This window comes from Methylophilus sp. DMC18, assembly GCF_056314005.1.
This window is the reverse complement of record NZ_JBQUZE010000003.1, coordinates 208,926-221,948: the sequence shown is the minus strand read 5'-3', so window position 1 is coordinate 221,948 and position 13,023 is coordinate 208,926. Positions and strand designations below refer to the sequence as shown.

General features: G+C 50.5%; 18 protein-coding genes and 4 tRNA genes. 1 reads left to right on the top strand and 21 read right to left on the bottom strand.

The annotated features are described in order from the left end of the window. Positions 1-60: 60 nt before the first annotated feature. The 10 genes from ACT53G_RS08005 to ACT53G_RS07960 all read right to left on the bottom strand — a co-directional run bounded on the left by ACT53G_RS08005 (position 61) and on the right by ACT53G_RS07960 (position 5,272). A tRNA-Thr gene (locus tag ACT53G_RS08005) sits at positions 61-135 on the bottom strand. A gap of 20 nt (positions 136-155) precedes the next feature. Then, a tRNA-Gly gene (locus ACT53G_RS08000) sits at positions 156-231 on the bottom strand. A gap of 70 nt (positions 232-301) precedes the next feature. Next, a tRNA-Tyr gene (locus ACT53G_RS07995) sits at positions 302-386 on the bottom strand. A 62-nt stretch (positions 387-448) separates the two neighbouring features. After that, positions 449-524 (bottom strand) — tRNA-Thr (locus ACT53G_RS07990). Positions 525-652: 128 nt separating this feature from the next. Then, positions 653-1,060, bottom strand: coding sequence for a ClpXP protease specificity-enhancing factor (locus ACT53G_RS07985; RefSeq protein WP_194748745.1), 408 nt, complete (start codon positions 1,058-1,060; stop codon positions 653-655). Positions 1,061-1,121: 61 nt separating this feature from the next. Next, positions 1,122-1,721, bottom strand: a complete 600-nt coding sequence (locus ACT53G_RS07980) for a glutathione S-transferase N-terminal domain-containing protein (protein WP_194748746.1) — start codon at positions 1,719-1,721, stop codon at positions 1,122-1,124. A 65-nt stretch (positions 1,722-1,786) separates the two neighbouring features. After that, a complete protein-coding gene (locus ACT53G_RS07975; protein WP_194748747.1) occupies positions 1,787-2,497 on the bottom strand; it encodes a cytochrome c1 in 711 nt (236 codons plus the stop codon). After that, entirely contained in the window at positions 2,497-3,783 is a 1,287-nt protein-coding gene (locus tag ACT53G_RS07970; protein WP_275357632.1) for a cytochrome b, read from the bottom strand. Before ACT53G_RS07970 ends, ACT53G_RS07975 begins: the two co-directional genes overlap by 1 nt. A 5-nt stretch (positions 3,784-3,788) precedes the next feature. Further along, positions 3,789-4,409, bottom strand: coding sequence for a ubiquinol-cytochrome c reductase iron-sulfur subunit (gene petA / locus ACT53G_RS07965; RefSeq protein WP_194748749.1), 621 nt, complete (start codon positions 4,407-4,409; stop codon positions 3,789-3,791). 116 nt (positions 4,410-4,525) lie between these two features. Then, positions 4,526-5,272 (bottom strand): Nif3-like dinuclear metal center hexameric protein, encoded by a 747-nt coding sequence (locus ACT53G_RS07960; RefSeq protein ID WP_313985422.1) that lies wholly within the window; start codon positions 5,270-5,272, stop codon positions 4,526-4,528. A gap of 68 nt (positions 5,273-5,340) precedes the next feature. Here ACT53G_RS07960 and ACT53G_RS07955 point away from each other — a divergent pair, with 68 nt between their 5' ends. Then, positions 5,341-6,498, top strand: a complete 1,158-nt coding sequence (locus tag ACT53G_RS07955) for a S1C family serine protease (protein WP_194748751.1) — start codon at positions 5,341-5,343, stop codon at positions 6,496-6,498. 13 nt (positions 6,499-6,511) lie between these two features. Here ACT53G_RS07955 and tatC read toward each other — a convergent pair whose 3' ends face one another. The 11 genes from tatC to hxlA form a co-directional block, all read right to left on the bottom strand. Next, complete coding sequence (gene tatC, locus ACT53G_RS07950; RefSeq protein WP_476169135.1) at positions 6,512-7,249, bottom strand: twin-arginine translocase subunit TatC; 738 nt, start codon at positions 7,247-7,249, stop codon at positions 6,512-6,514. A 31-nt stretch (positions 7,250-7,280) separates the two neighbouring features. Beyond that, a complete protein-coding gene (gene tatB, locus ACT53G_RS07945; protein WP_476169134.1) occupies positions 7,281-7,802 on the bottom strand; it encodes a Sec-independent protein translocase protein TatB in 522 nt (173 codons plus the stop codon). Between the two features lie 13 nt (positions 7,803-7,815). Then, entirely contained in the window at positions 7,816-7,998 is a 183-nt protein-coding gene (gene tatA / locus ACT53G_RS07940; RefSeq protein WP_194748754.1) for a Sec-independent protein translocase subunit TatA, read from the bottom strand. Between the two features lie 25 nt (positions 7,999-8,023). Then, on the bottom strand, positions 8,024-8,353 hold the full coding sequence (locus ACT53G_RS07935) for a histidine triad nucleotide-binding protein (RefSeq protein WP_476169133.1): 330 nt from the start codon (positions 8,351-8,353) through the stop codon (positions 8,024-8,026). Further along, entirely contained in the window at positions 8,350-8,670 is a 321-nt protein-coding gene (locus ACT53G_RS07930; protein ID WP_194748756.1) for a phosphoribosyl-ATP diphosphatase, read from the bottom strand. Before ACT53G_RS07930 ends, ACT53G_RS07935 begins: the two co-directional genes overlap by 4 nt. Beyond that, entirely contained in the window at positions 8,663-9,046 is a 384-nt protein-coding gene (gene hisI / locus ACT53G_RS07925) for a phosphoribosyl-AMP cyclohydrolase (protein ID WP_194748757.1), read from the bottom strand. Before hisI ends, ACT53G_RS07930 begins: the two co-directional genes overlap by 8 nt. Next, positions 9,043-9,807: an imidazole glycerol phosphate synthase subunit HisF gene (gene hisF, locus ACT53G_RS07920; protein WP_338655434.1), complete on the bottom strand. Its 765-nt coding sequence runs from the start codon at positions 9,805-9,807 to the stop codon at positions 9,043-9,045. The genes hisI and hisF overlap by 4 nt, the downstream gene beginning before the upstream one ends. A gap of 2 nt (positions 9,808-9,809) precedes the next feature. Continuing rightward, positions 9,810-10,553, bottom strand: a complete 744-nt coding sequence (hisA, locus tag ACT53G_RS07915; protein WP_194748759.1) for a 1-(5-phosphoribosyl)-5-[(5-phosphoribosylamino)methylideneamino]imidazole-4-carboxamide isomerase — start codon at positions 10,551-10,553, stop codon at positions 9,810-9,812. Between the two features lie 53 nt (positions 10,554-10,606). Beyond that, complete coding sequence (gene hisH / locus ACT53G_RS07910) at positions 10,607-11,251, bottom strand: imidazole glycerol phosphate synthase subunit HisH (RefSeq protein WP_313985806.1); 645 nt, start codon at positions 11,249-11,251, stop codon at positions 10,607-10,609. A 14-nt stretch (positions 11,252-11,265) separates the two neighbouring features. Beyond that, on the bottom strand, positions 11,266-11,856 hold the full coding sequence (hisB, locus tag ACT53G_RS07905; RefSeq protein ID WP_476169132.1) for an imidazoleglycerol-phosphate dehydratase HisB: 591 nt from the start codon (positions 11,854-11,856) through the stop codon (positions 11,266-11,268). Positions 11,857-12,008: 152 nt separating this feature from the next. Next, positions 12,009-12,893, bottom strand: coding sequence for a 3-hexulose-6-phosphate synthase (gene hxlA, locus ACT53G_RS07900; RefSeq protein ID WP_194748761.1), 885 nt, complete (start codon positions 12,891-12,893; stop codon positions 12,009-12,011). Positions 12,894-13,023 lie beyond the last annotated feature (130 nt).

Genomic DNA, 13,023 nt, shown 5'->3' with positions numbered 1-13,023 from the left:
GCGGATGACAGCACCCTTGCGCGACTACTTACCAAGCCCCATATCACTACAGAGCGCATCTGGTGCCCATGGCGGGAATCGGACCCGCGACCTCTCCCTTACCAAGGGAGTGCTCTACCACTGAGCCACATGGGCGTTTTGCCTTTTGTTATTGTTGGAGCGGGCGACGAGGTTCGAACTCGCGACATCTTGCTTGGAAGGCAAGTGCTCTACCAACTGAGCTACACCCGCACTATGCAGAACACCCAAGGAAGGCTCTCACCAACCCGCTTTACAGCAACACCTACAGGCAATCATTTTTTGGTGGAGGGGGCTGGATTCGAACCAGCGTACTCAGAGAGAACGGATTTACAGTCCGTCGCCTTTAACCACTCGGCCACCCCTCCAAAAAATAGACCGCGATTATCGCGGTTTATGTCATCAACGTCAATGTCAACTGACATAAATTTGGTGCCGGGTATCGGAATCGAACTGATGACCTTCGCATTACAAGTGCGCTGCTCTACCAACTGAGCTAACCCGGCATTTCAGGAAGGCGCAACTATATCACTTTTTTTGGGATGTGATCTAGTGCTTTTATGATTTTTTTTATTTTTTGTTGAAAAAATTGCATTCAAAATGAAGCATCGGCTAAACACCGAGCACAGCAGCCTTACTTCACTACTTTAAGGTGTGACTTTTTCGCTTGCGCATCCACCGCAGACGCTACCGGGGACACCATTTTTTCAGGCGCTGGCGGCACGCCATCCACAACTTCAAAAAACATACCCTGCCCATTCTCCCTGGCAAATACGCCTCCGATCCGGTTGATCGGGACATAAATATGTTGCGCAACGCCATTAAAGCGCGCAGAGAACACAACCGCATCATTATCAATATGCAAATCTTTGACAGCAGTGTAGTTCACATTTAGCACAATCTCGCCATTTTTGACATAAGCCATCGGCACACGCGTCTGCGCATCCACTTTGACCAGCAAATGCGGCGTCAGATTATTATCCAGACACCATTCATGTATGGCGCGAATCAAATAAGCCGTGGTCGGAATCAATGTACTCATGTTGGACTTCCTTAAAAAAACAGCGCGAATATGGATTCGCGCTGTTTATGCATGACTGATGTTATTTACGCATCGCCTTTTCAGAGGGCGTCATAGCCTCTGCATACATTGGACGAGAGAACAAACGCTCGGCATACTTGAGCAATGGCGAAGCCTGGTTTGGCAACTCAATGCCATAATGCCCTAACCGCCATAACAATGGCGTGATCGCCACATCCAGCATGGAGTACTCGTCGCCCATCAGGTAGTTTTGCTTGCCAAAAATCGGCACCAACTGCGTCAGGTTATCGCGAATGACCTTGCGTGCACGATCCGCGGTTTCCTGGTTATCAGATTCAACATCCTTGATATGACTGAACAAGTCTTTTTCAAAGTTATACAAGAACAGTCTTGCACGTGCGCGCATGACCGGGTCAGCTGGCATGAGTTGAGGATGCGGAAAACGCTCATCGATATACTCATTGATGATATTGGCTTCTGACAAGACCAGGTCACGCTCGACCAACACCGGCACTTCACCATACGGATTCAAAATGGCCAGATCTTCAGTTTTATTGGTCAAGTCTACATCAATGACTTCAAAGTCCATGCCCTTCTCGAACAGCACGATACGGCAACGGTGACTGTAAGGATCAACGGTACCCGAATACAATCTCATCATAATTTATTTTCCCTATAAAAAAAGACACCAAGGCCTCACGCCTTGGTGTCAGACTTGGTTGGCAATTAGCGAATATCTTTCCAGTATTCGGCTTTGATTTTTTTCACCAAGAAGAACAATCCTGACAGGAACAGCAACACTGCCACCCCAATCCACAAACGGGATTGTTTGGCTGGCTCTGCCATAAATGCGAGGAAGTTAGTCAGATCACCGACAAACTGGTCATACTCTTGCGGATTGAGCTTACCGGCTTTGTCCAGTTTAAGGGTGTGCGTTTCGTGATCGAGTACTTGCACGCCTTGCAACTCATATAACACGTGCGGCATGGCGACCTTGTCAAACACCAGGTTATTCCAGCCAGTGGGACGTGACTCATCCTTGTAGAAGCTGCGCAGATAGGCATACACCCAATCCGCACCACGCGCACGCACTTCAACGCTCAAATCAGGCGGTGCAGCACCAAACCATTTTTTTGCATCTTTAGGGTTCATGCTAATGCGCATGGTTTCGCCCACCTTCTCACCGGCAAACAACAGATTGTCTTTAATCTCCTTGTCGGTCAGGCCAATGTCCTGCAAGCGGTTGTAACGCATGTAGTTGGCGCTGTGGCAATTCAGGCAATAATTTACAAAGATCTTGGCACCACGCTGCAATGACGCTTTATCCGTCATCTTGATTGGCGCCTTGACATCAATATGCACCTCATTTGCAAACGCCATCACTGACGCCAAGAGGGCCAGACCTGCAAAGGCCTGCAAAAACAATTTTTTCATCATTAGTATGTCACCCTTTCTGGCACAGGCTTGGTTTGATCTTTTTTGGTATACCAAGGCATCAAGACAAAGAATGCAAAGTACACCACTGAACAAATACGAGCCAACACAGTCGCGCGGTCTGCACGACCCATCCATGGTCCAAATTGACCCCAGACATCACCTGGCACGGTTCCCAAATAACCCAGGATCACGAAGCTGATCACAAAAGCGGCCAACCAGCGTTTGTACAACTTGCCACGGTAACGAATAGACTTCACCGGACTCTTGTCCAACCACGGCAAGAACGCAAAGGCCACGACTGACAAGCCCATGGCTACCACACCAGGGAATTGCGAGATACCGATAGGCGGCACTGCACGCAAAATGGAGTAGTAAGGCGTGAAATACCAGACTGGCGCAATATGCGGCGGTGTTTTCAAAGGATCTGCCGGAATAAAGTTATTCGCTTCGAGGAAGTAACCACCCATTTCAGGCATAAAGAACACAATCGCAAAGAACACCATCAGGAAGACAACTACACCCACCAGATCTTTCACAGAGTAGTAAGGGTGAAATGGAATGCCATCCAATGGAATACCGGTTGCCTTGTCTTTATAGGCCTTGATTTCAACGCCATCAGGGTTGTTAGAGCCCACTTCATGCAAAGCCACGATATGCACAGCAACCAGCCCCAGCAACACCAGCGGTAAGGCGATCACGTGGAAAGCAAAGAAACGGTTCAGGGTAGCATCGGAAACCAGATAGTCACCACGCAACCACTCAGACAAGTCAGGACCAATAAACGGCACAGTTGAGAACAGGTTCACAATCACCTGCGCACCCCAGTAAGACATTTGACCCCATGGCAGCAGGTAGCCAAAGAACGCTTCGCCCATCAGCACCAGGAAAATGCCCACACCAAACAACCAGATCAACTCACGCGGCGTGCGATAAGATCCGTAAATCAGGCCACGGAACATATGCAAATAGACCACCACAAAGAACATGGAGGCGCCGGTCGAGTGCATGTAACGGATAATGTTGCCGCCAAATACGTCCCGCATGATGTATTCCACCGAAGCAAAGGCCAACTCGGCATCCGGCTTGTAGTTCATGGTCAGAAAAATACCGGTGACAATTTGCAGCACCAGCACCAGCAAAGCCAATGATCCGAAGAAATACCAGAAGTTGAAATTTTTCGGTGCGTAATACTCGGTAAGGTGTCCCTTGATGGTACTGGTCAGCGGGAATCTGGCATCAAACCAGCCCAGTAAACCAGTGGCAGTTGTTTTTTTAGTCGTCGCCATGATAGTTAAGCCTCCGCCTTTTTGTCATCGCCAATCAGCAAGGTCGTGTCAGTCAGATATTGATGCGGCGGCACCAGCAGATTTTTTGGTGCCGGAGAGCCTTTGAACACACGGCCAGCCAAGTCAAATTTAGAGCCGTGGCAAGGACAGACAAAACCACCATCCCAGTCTGCTGTCATTGCAAAGTTGTCGTTTGGTGAACAACCCAGATGCGTACAGGTCCCCAACATGACCCCGAACTCTGGCTTGATAGAACGATCCTTGTTTTTACAATACTCAGGCTGTTGCGGCACCTCCAGATTCGGATCCGACAACTGGTCATCATGCTTGACCAACTTATCCAGCATTTCTGGCGTACGACGCACGATCCACACCGGTTGACCACGCCATTCAGCCGTCATTTTCTCGCCCGGCTTCAACTTGCTGATATCCACCTCGACAGGTGCGCCCGCCGCTTTGGCACGTTCACTTGGCAGCATGCTACCAACAAACGGTACCGCTACCGCAGCAACCCCAACAGCCCCGGTGGCGGCAGTCGCTTTCACCAAAAAATCGCGTTTTTGCAAATCCACCTCAGATGGCTGGCAAAACGACAAACAGTTGTTGTCAATTTTGTTTTCTGACATTGGCTTCCTTAATCTACCCTTTTGAGGTAACAGTGAGTATAAAACTTGAGTCGCGATTATACATTTTTCGCAGAAACAAGCCAAATTTATTTCAATAAGTCATTGATATTAATCAATTAAACAGGGTTACCCAACTCAACATAAACATGCTCCAAGCCATGCGTTTGTGCAAGCCACTGCCCAAGCGCCTGGACGCCATAACGCTCAGTGGCATGATGCCCGGCACTGAGGTAAGCCGTGCCTGATTCGCAGACGGTATGCCAGGTTTGCTCGGAGACTTCACCACTGATAAACAGGTCCACGCCAGCAGTGACCGCCTGTTGAATATAAGATTGGGCAGCGCCAGTACACCAGGAGACAGTGTGTACTAACTTATCAGGGGCCCCAAGCACTTGTGGCTGCCGCCCCAATCGTTGGGCAACATGCTCTGCCACCTGCGCCAGCGACATCGGTTGCGGCAAGGTGGTCACAGGCAGCATATTCTTATCATCGAGATAGCGTGTCACCGGCCAGCCGAACACCTGTCCCAGTTGCACATTGTTTCCCACCTGCGGATGTGCATCCAGCGGCAGGTGATACGCCAGCAGGCTGATATCATGTGTGAGCAAGCGCTTGAGGCGCTGACGCTTGAGCCCAGTCACCTCTGCTGGCTCGCCACGCCAGAAATAACCATGATGCACTAGAATCGCATCCGCATTGGCGGCAATGGCCGCCTCAATCAGCGCCTGACTGGCAGTTACGCCACTGATAATGCGCCGCACTTGCGGCCGCCCCTCCACCTGCAAACCGTTGGGGCAATAGTCCTGGAATTTGCTTACTTGCAAAAAATTAGCCAATTCACTAACAAGAAGATTCAATTCCATCTCTGAGTCTCATATACTAGTCGTTGTTAAAGACATTCACTTATTGCACATTCTCTCTTTTGGCATCTATGCGACATCTCTGGTCTATCTTCTCACAAGCAGTCACCGTTTGTCTGGGCATTTTGTTTGTCTTAAAACTTTTTTATCCCACCCTGCTCACGCAACCCGTGAACAAAACCCTGGTGATCAAGGAAACGGCCGCCACTAGCCAAGCCATGGTCGCGAAGTCCGGCTACCGCAATGCCGTCAGCAAGGCCATGCCCTCAGTGGTGAATATTTTCACCACGGCCCGCATGAGCCAGGATCCACACCGCGCATTGAAGAATGACCCATTGTTTCGTCATTTTTTCGGTGATGAAATAGAAGAAGAGGATGAGCAACCTGAAAACAGCCTCGGTAGCGGCGTGATTGTCAGTGCCGATGGCCTGATCCTGACCAATAACCATGTGATCAGCTCGGCCGATCAAATTGAAGTTGCGCTCAGCGATGGCAGCAAGTCCTCAGCCACAGTGGTCGGTACCGATCCCGAGACCGATCTGGCCGTACTCAAAATAGACCGCAAACAACTTCCCGCCATTACATTCAGCAATAGTGACCAGATGAAGGTAGGGGATGTCGTCCTGGCAATTGGCAACCCGTTTGGCGTTGGACAAACCGTGACCCAAGGCATTATTAGCGCACTGGGACGCAACCATCTGGGCATCAATACATTTGAGAACTTTATTCAAACCGATGCCTCCATTAACCCTGGCAACTCCGGTGGCGCGCTGATCGACGTCAACGGCAACCTGATCGGCATCAATAGTGCCATTTATTCCCGCAATGGCGGCAGCATGGGGATAGGCTTTGCTATTCCGGTCAGCATCGCCAAACAGGTCATGGAACAAATTACCTTTAATGGGTCGGTGACGCGTGGCTGGATAGGCATAGAAGCGCAAGACATTACGCCAGAACTGGCGGAATCCTTTAACCTCAAGAATGTCAACGGCTCCTTGATTGCCGGTGTGTTGTTAGACAGTCCGGCTGATCGCGCCGGCTTGCGTCCTGGCGACATCCTGATTGCCATCGACAACAAACCTGTATCTGACAGCCAGGCAATGCTAAATATAATCGCCATGCTCAAGCCACGTGACAAGGCAACATTGGCAATCTTGCGCGCAGGCAAGAAAATGGAGATCAGCCTGATCGTAGGTAAGCGCCCACTACCAAGCAAAGTAGCGCAATAACTAGAAAGTAGAATTATGTGGGCGTAGCACTGTCTGCTGGCAATTGCGGCAACCAGCGCACCACCAGCAGGCCCAGCTCATAGAGCAACCACAACGGGATGGCAAGCATGCATTGGGAGACAATGTCAGGGGGCGTAAAAATGGCGCCCAATACAAAAGCGCCTACGATTACATAAGAGCGCGCCTCCTTGAGTTGCGCCAAAGTCACCCACCCCATCAATGATAACAATATGACGGCGATGGGCACTTCAAACGCAAAGCCAAACGCCAGAAACATGCCGATGACAAAGTCCAGATACTCAGCAATATCTGTCATCACCGCAACACCCGCCGGCGCACTGCCCACCAGAAAGCCAAACACGACGGGGAACACGGCAAAATAGGCAAAGGCCATGCCCATAAAGAATAACCCGATGGCCGCCGCAAGCATGGGCCGAATCAATCGTTTTTCATGTGCGTATAACCCCGGTGCGATAAATGCCCAGCACTGATAAATCATCCATGGCAACGCGATCAAAAAGGCCGCCATCATGGTTACTTTCATCGGCACGAAGAAGGGCGTGGTGACTGCTGTCGCTATCATTTGCGCCCCTTGCGGCAGCTTTGCCAGCAAGGGTGCCGCAAGCAAATGATAAATGCGGTCAGCAAACGGAAATAAAGCCACAAAAATGACCAGCCAGCCCGCAACCGCACGCAACAAACGGTTACGCAGCTCAATCAGGTGGGAAATAAAACTTTCAGTAGGCGTCATAATTTATAAAGCGCGATCAAACTACAAACGCTTAGAGGATGGGTTCATTCGGTGGCGTATCGTTAGCCGCCTTCGCTGCCTGCCTAGTCCGACGCTGTCTCGGTTTTGCCGCAGGGGCTTCTGCAAATAACTCGGCTTGTGGCGCTGGTGCAGGTTCAGAAACCACCAATGCGCTAGGCACTGCCGCTTCAGCAGACTGTTCATCGTTCACCGGTGTTGACTTGCGTTGTCGTGGTTTGCGCGGCGGTTTAACCGGCTCAACAACCTTCTCTGGCTGGACACTGGTTTCGGCGATCGAATTCTCAGGCAAAATATGCTGTGCCGCATCGTCATATACAGACTGCAAGCCCGACTTTACTTCGTCTTGCAGTTGTTGCAACTCGGCAAATCTGGCTTCACGATTGACCTCGTCTTTTACCTGGCTGACAAAGCGTTGCATGCGCCCAAAAAAAGCGCCCGCAGTGCGGGCGACTTTAGGCAGTTTTTCCGGCCCGATCACCACCAAGGCAACCAGCGCAATCACCAGTAATTCTGAAAACGAAATATCAAACACAATCGGTCAGTACTTACTTACTTTTGTCAGAAATCTCATCAGGCTTAGAGCCTTCTTTGCCGTCATTCATTGCTTTTTTAAACTCATTGACCGCGCCACCTACATCACCGCCAATATTACGCAGCTTTTTGGTACCAAACACCAGCACCACGATCAGTAACACGATCAACCAATGCCATAAACTGAATGAACCCATTGCAATCTCCTTAACGCGTCAACTTTTAAGCGGCAGGCCCGCCACCAAAGACATGCAGATGGATATGGAACACTTCCTGGCCACCCTCACGCCCGACATTCATCACTGTTTTATAGCCAACCAGCCCTTGCTCAGCAGCCAGCTTGGCACCCAGCAACATCATTTTGCCAAGAAGCGCCTGATGCTCGGCAGTACATTCTTTAAGCGTTTCAATATGTGCTTTGGGGACAATCAGAAAATGCACCCGCGCCAGTGGCCGAATATCATGAAATGCGATGACCTCTTCATCTTCATACAGCAATTTCGCCGGAATAGTGCCAGCAACAATTTTACAAAAAATGCAGTCTGCACTCATTCTTTTCTGCTCGCTTTCTCAACGATGCCCGACAGCCCTTCACGGCGCGCAAGCTCATTAAGCACATCCTGCGCCTGCAAGCCGGCATGACTTAACATCACTAGGGTATGAAACCATAAATCGGCGGTTTCATAAATCAGCTCTTCCTTGTTGCCGCCTTTGGCCGCAATCACTGTTTCCGTCGCTTCTTCACCCACTTTTTTGAGAATGCTGTCCATGCCTTTGGCATAGAGTTTGGCGACATAAGAGCTGGCCGGATCGGCACTTTTACGCGCTTCCAGCAACTCAGACAAGCGGCTTAATACGTCATCACTCATGATAAATCGCTTTCGGATCTTTGAGCACAGGCTCTACAGTCACCCAGGTATCGCCCTGTAATTGCTGAAAGAAACAGTTATGCCTACCTGTGTGACAGGCGATGCCACCCAATTGTTCGACCGTGATCAGCACGACATCATTATCGCAATCGAGACGAATGTCGTGCACGATTTGCGTGTGCCCAGACTCTTCACCTTTATGCCACAGCTTGTTGCGTGAGCGCGAATAGTAAACCGCATGACCAGAGTCCCTAGTCAACTGCAAGGCTTCGCGGTTCATCCAGGCAAACATGAGAATTTTACCGGTGTCTTTTTCCTGGGCGATGACCGGCACTAAGCCTTCTGCCGTCCAGGCCACTTGCTCCAGCCAGCTCATCGCACTTCTATCCCATGTTCACGCATATAGTCTTTCGCTTGCTGCACAGTGAATTCACCATAGTGAAAAATACTGGCAGCCAGAACAGCGTCGGCGCCACCAACGGTGACACCCTCCACCAGATGTTGCAGATTCCCCACGCCGCCGGAAGCAATCAATGGCACATCCACTGCTTCGCTGATCGCTTTGTTGAGCGGGTTATTAAATCCGATTTTGGTTCCATCGCGGTCCATGCTGGTGACCAGCAACTCACCGGCCCCCAGACTCACCATCTTTTGCGCCCATTTGACGGCATCGAGACCGGTCGGATTACGCCCGCCATGGGTGAACACTTCCCACTCAAACGGCTGGTTATCCACTTTTTTGGCATCAATCGCGACCACTATACACTGCGAACCAAAACGACCGGCAGCATCCTCCACCACTTGCGGATTGACCACGGCAGTGGTGTTGATGCTGACTTTATCGGCCCCCGCATTCAGCAACCGCCGCACATCTTCAACCTTGCGCACGCCGCCACCGACGGTTAACGGGATAAAAATCTGCTCGGCCACACGCTCAATAATGTGCAGAATCAAGTCACGATTGTCTGAGCTGGCGGTAATATCCAGAAACGTCAGTTCGTCCGCGCCCTGGTCGTTATAGCGCTGTGCGATTTCCACCGGATCGCCTGCATCGCGCAATTCCAGAAAGTTCACGCCTTTGACGACACGACCGTCAGTCACATCCAGGCAAGGAATAATGCGTTTGGCGCAGCCCATTTTTATTGACCACTCAGCTGGTCAGCTAATGCTTGCGCAGCAGAAAAGTCCAGTGTACCTTCATAAATGGCGCGGCCGGTAATGGCACCCATGATGCCTTCATCCTGCACGGCACACAAGTTGCGCACATCATCCAGATTGGTCACCCCGCCACTGGCGATCACCGGAATCGTTAATGCCTGCGCCAATGCTACAGTCGCTTCAATATTCACGCCGGTCAACATGCCATCCCGGCCGATATCCGTGTAAACAATACTTTCCACACCGTAATCTTCAAATTTCTTAGCCAGGTCAATCACATCATGCCCCGTCAACTTGGACCAGCCATCCACGGCTACTTTGCCGTCTTTGGCATCCAGCCCCACCATGATCTGGCCTGGGAAAGCATAGCAGGCCTCATGCAGAAAGCCCGGATTCTTCACAGCGGCGGTCCCAATAATGACATAGCTGATACCATCATCCAGATAGCGCTCTATCGTATCCAGATCACGGATGCCACCGCCTAATTGAATTGGGATATCCCCACCTATTGCAGCCACAATAGACTTGATCGCACCTTCATTGACAGGCTTGCCCGCAAAGGCCCCATTCAAGTCCACAAGGTGTAAACGCTTACCGCCTTTATCTGCCCAATGTCTGGCCATCGCTGCAGGATCTTCGGAAAATACGGTGGACTCTTCCATCAGTCCCTGCTTCAAACGCACGCAGTGGCCATCTTTTAAATCAATTGCTGGAATGATTAACATGTTGTTTTCAGTAGATAAATAACGAGTAGTGACTAAAACGACTGTAGCCCGTCTTAGGGCTTCCAGTTTACAAAATTACGTAAAAGTTGCAAGCCTGCACTGGCGCTCTTTTCCGGGTGAAACTGCACGGCAAATACATTGTCACGTGCAATCGCGCCGGTAAAATCAAATGGATAGGCGGTGGTCGCAGCGGTCAATGCCGTCTCATCCGGGACCACATAGTAGCTATGCACGTAGTAAAAACGGGCCTGGTCAGGAATCTCCTGCCACAAGGCATGCGGCTGAGTCTGATGTACCTGGCTCCAGCCCATGTGCGGGACCTTGAGCTTTTCACCATGCACATCCACCATTTTTGCCTGAGGAAAGCGCTTGACCTCGCCGGCATACACGCCTAGCCCAGGCACATTGCCTTCTTCAGAATGCTCAAACAACATTTGCAAACCAATACAAATGCCGAGGAAAGGCTTTTGCTGTGTTGCATCAAGCACTGCCTGGCGCAAATTGCGCGCATCCAGTTCACGAATGCAATCCGGCATGGCGCCCTGCCCCGGAAACACTACCCGCTCCGCCTGGGCAATTTGCGCAGGATCGCTGGTGACTGCAACCGTGGTATCAGGCGCTACCGCTTTGAAAGCATTGGCAACTGAACGGAGGTTTCCCATGCCATAATCAACAATGGCGACTTGCAAACGATTCATCATAAACAATCGGGCTATAACGCACCTTTGGTTGATGGCATCAAGCCGGCCATGCGAGGATCTTGGGTGGCCGCCATACGCAAGGCACGGCCAAACGCTTTAAAAATCGTTTCCGCCTGGTGATGAGCGTTTTGGCCTTTGAGATTATCAATGTGCAGCGTGACCAGTGCATGATTGACAAAGCCCTGGAAAAATTCGTGAATCAGATCTACATCAAACTCACCGATCATGGCACGCGTAAAGGTGCAATCAAACGCCAAGCCCGGACGACCGGACAAATCCAGCGCCACACGGCTCAAGGCTTCATCCAGCGGGACATAGCTATGCCCGTAGCGCGTCAAGCCTTTTTTGTCGCCCAACGCTTTGCTGAATGCCTGACCCAAGGTAATCCCAATATCTTCAACCGTATGGTGGGCATCAATATGCAAATCGCCTTTGGCATGCACTTTCAGGTCTATCATGCCATGACGGGCGATTTGATCCAGCATGTGATCCAAAAAGCCCAGCCCACTGTCCAATTCAGACTGCCCTGAACCATCGAGATTAATCGACACAGTAATTTGGGTTTCTAGCGTATTACGCGTAACTTCGGCTTGACGTGACATATGAGAGAGGAAGGTGATCACTGAGAGTTTGCAAGTATTACACGCATTTTACAGCAAGTCTTGGCAGACAGGCAAAACCAGTTGTGAAAAACAAAAAAGCAGCCCAATGGACTGCTTTTTTGAATCGTGCATTTATCAGAAATAAAAGCGGATTATTTTGCTTCTTCAGTCGCTGGCGCAGCTTCTGCAGCAGGTGCTTCAGCGGCTGGAGCAGCTTCTTCAGCAGCAGGTGCTTCGGCAGCAGGCGCCTCAGCAGCTGGGGCAGCCTCTTCAGCAGCTGGTGCTTCTGCAGCAGGCGCAGCTTCTTCAGATTTTTTACCCAACAAAGAGAATACCAATACTGCAGCAACTGCAGCAATAATCCATGGCAGCAACTTGTTACCACCTTTAGCAGCACCAGCACCTGCACCGTGTGCAATTTTGGTGATTTCTGTTGCAGCAGCAGCAGGATCAGCAGCACCGTAGATCGCTGCACCAGCAACGACGATATCAGCACCAGCGTCAACCACTTGTTTAGTCGTTGCAGCTTTTACACCACCAGCTACAGACACTTTAGCGCCTGTTTTCAGACCGGACACCAGGCCCAAGTCAGCGAATGGAGTTTGACCAGCCGCTTGTTGGTCCAAGCCAGTGTGCACGCCGATGATGTGTGCACCCAACTTAACAACTTCCAGCGTACGGGCTTTTTTGTCTTTTACGTTGATCAGGTCGATTTGCGCTTCTTTGCCATATTTGTTGGCAGCATCAATCACGCCTTTGATGGTACCGATGTCAGCAGTGCCCAAAACGGTACAAATGTCAGCACCTGCTTTGTAGAATGGCTCAGCTTCGTAGAAGCCAGCATCCATGGTTTTCAGGTCAACCAAAATTTTGTTGTTAGGGAATTTTGCACGCAGTGCTTTCAACAGTTCGATACCGTTGTGCTTGATGCAAGGGGTACCGATTTCCAAGATATCAACGTGTGGCGCCACTTTAGCTGCTAAAGCGATCGTCGCGTCAAAATCCAATGAGTCCAATGCCATCTGGGTTTGTGCCATTTTTCTTCCTCCGAGTTTGCTCTATTTTCAATCCAATGAATCTATGCGCAGCAATCATGCAAACGCAACCGTCACTGCACATTATGTACAATAGGGTGCATCATAACCGGATTTGCCACACAATGACAAT

Excerpts from the sequence above, each read along its gene's own strand:
- ACT53G_RS07985 (WP_194748745.1), bottom strand. The coding sequence starts at position 1,060 with ATGAGTACATTGATTCCGACCACGGCTTATTTGATTCGCGCCATACAT.
- ACT53G_RS07980 (WP_194748746.1), bottom strand. The coding sequence starts at position 1,721 with ATGATGAGATTGTATTCGGGTACCGTTGATCCTTACAGTCACCGTTGC.
- ACT53G_RS07975 (WP_194748747.1), bottom strand. The coding sequence starts at position 2,497 with ATGATGAAAAAATTGTTTTTGCAGGCCTTTGCAGGTCTGGCCCTCTTG.
- ACT53G_RS07970 (WP_275357632.1), bottom strand. The coding sequence starts at position 3,783 with ATGGCGACGACTAAAAAAACAACTGCCACTGGTTTACTGGGCTGGTTT.
- petA (WP_194748749.1), bottom strand. The coding sequence starts at position 4,409 with ATGTCAGAAAACAAAATTGACAACAACTGTTTGTCGTTTTGCCAGCCA.
- ACT53G_RS07960 (WP_313985422.1), bottom strand. The coding sequence starts at position 5,272 with ATGGAATTGAATCTTCTTGTTAGTGAATTGGCTAATTTTTTGCAAGTA.
- ACT53G_RS07955 (WP_194748751.1), top strand. The coding sequence starts at position 5,341 with ATGCGACATCTCTGGTCTATCTTCTCACAAGCAGTCACCGTTTGTCTG.
- tatC (WP_476169135.1), bottom strand. The coding sequence starts at position 7,249 with ATGACGCCTACTGAAAGTTTTATTTCCCACCTGATTGAGCTGCGTAAC.
- tatA (WP_194748754.1), bottom strand. The coding sequence starts at position 7,998 with ATGGGTTCATTCAGTTTATGGCATTGGTTGATCGTGTTACTGATCGTG.
- ACT53G_RS07935 (WP_476169133.1), bottom strand. The coding sequence starts at position 8,353 with ATGAGTGCAGACTGCATTTTTTGTAAAATTGTTGCTGGCACTATTCCG.
- ACT53G_RS07930 (WP_194748756.1), bottom strand. The coding sequence starts at position 8,670 with ATGAGTGATGACGTATTAAGCCGCTTGTCTGAGTTGCTGGAAGCGCGT.
- hisI (WP_194748757.1), bottom strand. The coding sequence starts at position 9,046 with ATGAGCTGGCTGGAGCAAGTGGCCTGGACGGCAGAAGGCTTAGTGCCG.
- hisF (WP_338655434.1), bottom strand. The coding sequence starts at position 9,807 with ATGGGCTGCGCCAAACGCATTATTCCTTGCCTGGATGTGACTGACGGT.
- hisA (WP_194748759.1), bottom strand. The coding sequence starts at position 10,553 with ATGTTAATCATTCCAGCAATTGATTTAAAAGATGGCCACTGCGTGCGT.
- hisH (WP_313985806.1), bottom strand. The coding sequence starts at position 11,251 with ATGAATCGTTTGCAAGTCGCCATTGTTGATTATGGCATGGGAAACCTC.
- hisB (WP_476169132.1), bottom strand. The coding sequence starts at position 11,856 with ATGTCACGTCAAGCCGAAGTTACGCGTAATACGCTAGAAACCCAAATT.
- hxlA (WP_194748761.1), bottom strand. The coding sequence starts at position 12,893 with ATGGCACAAACCCAGATGGCATTGGACTCATTGGATTTTGACGCGACG.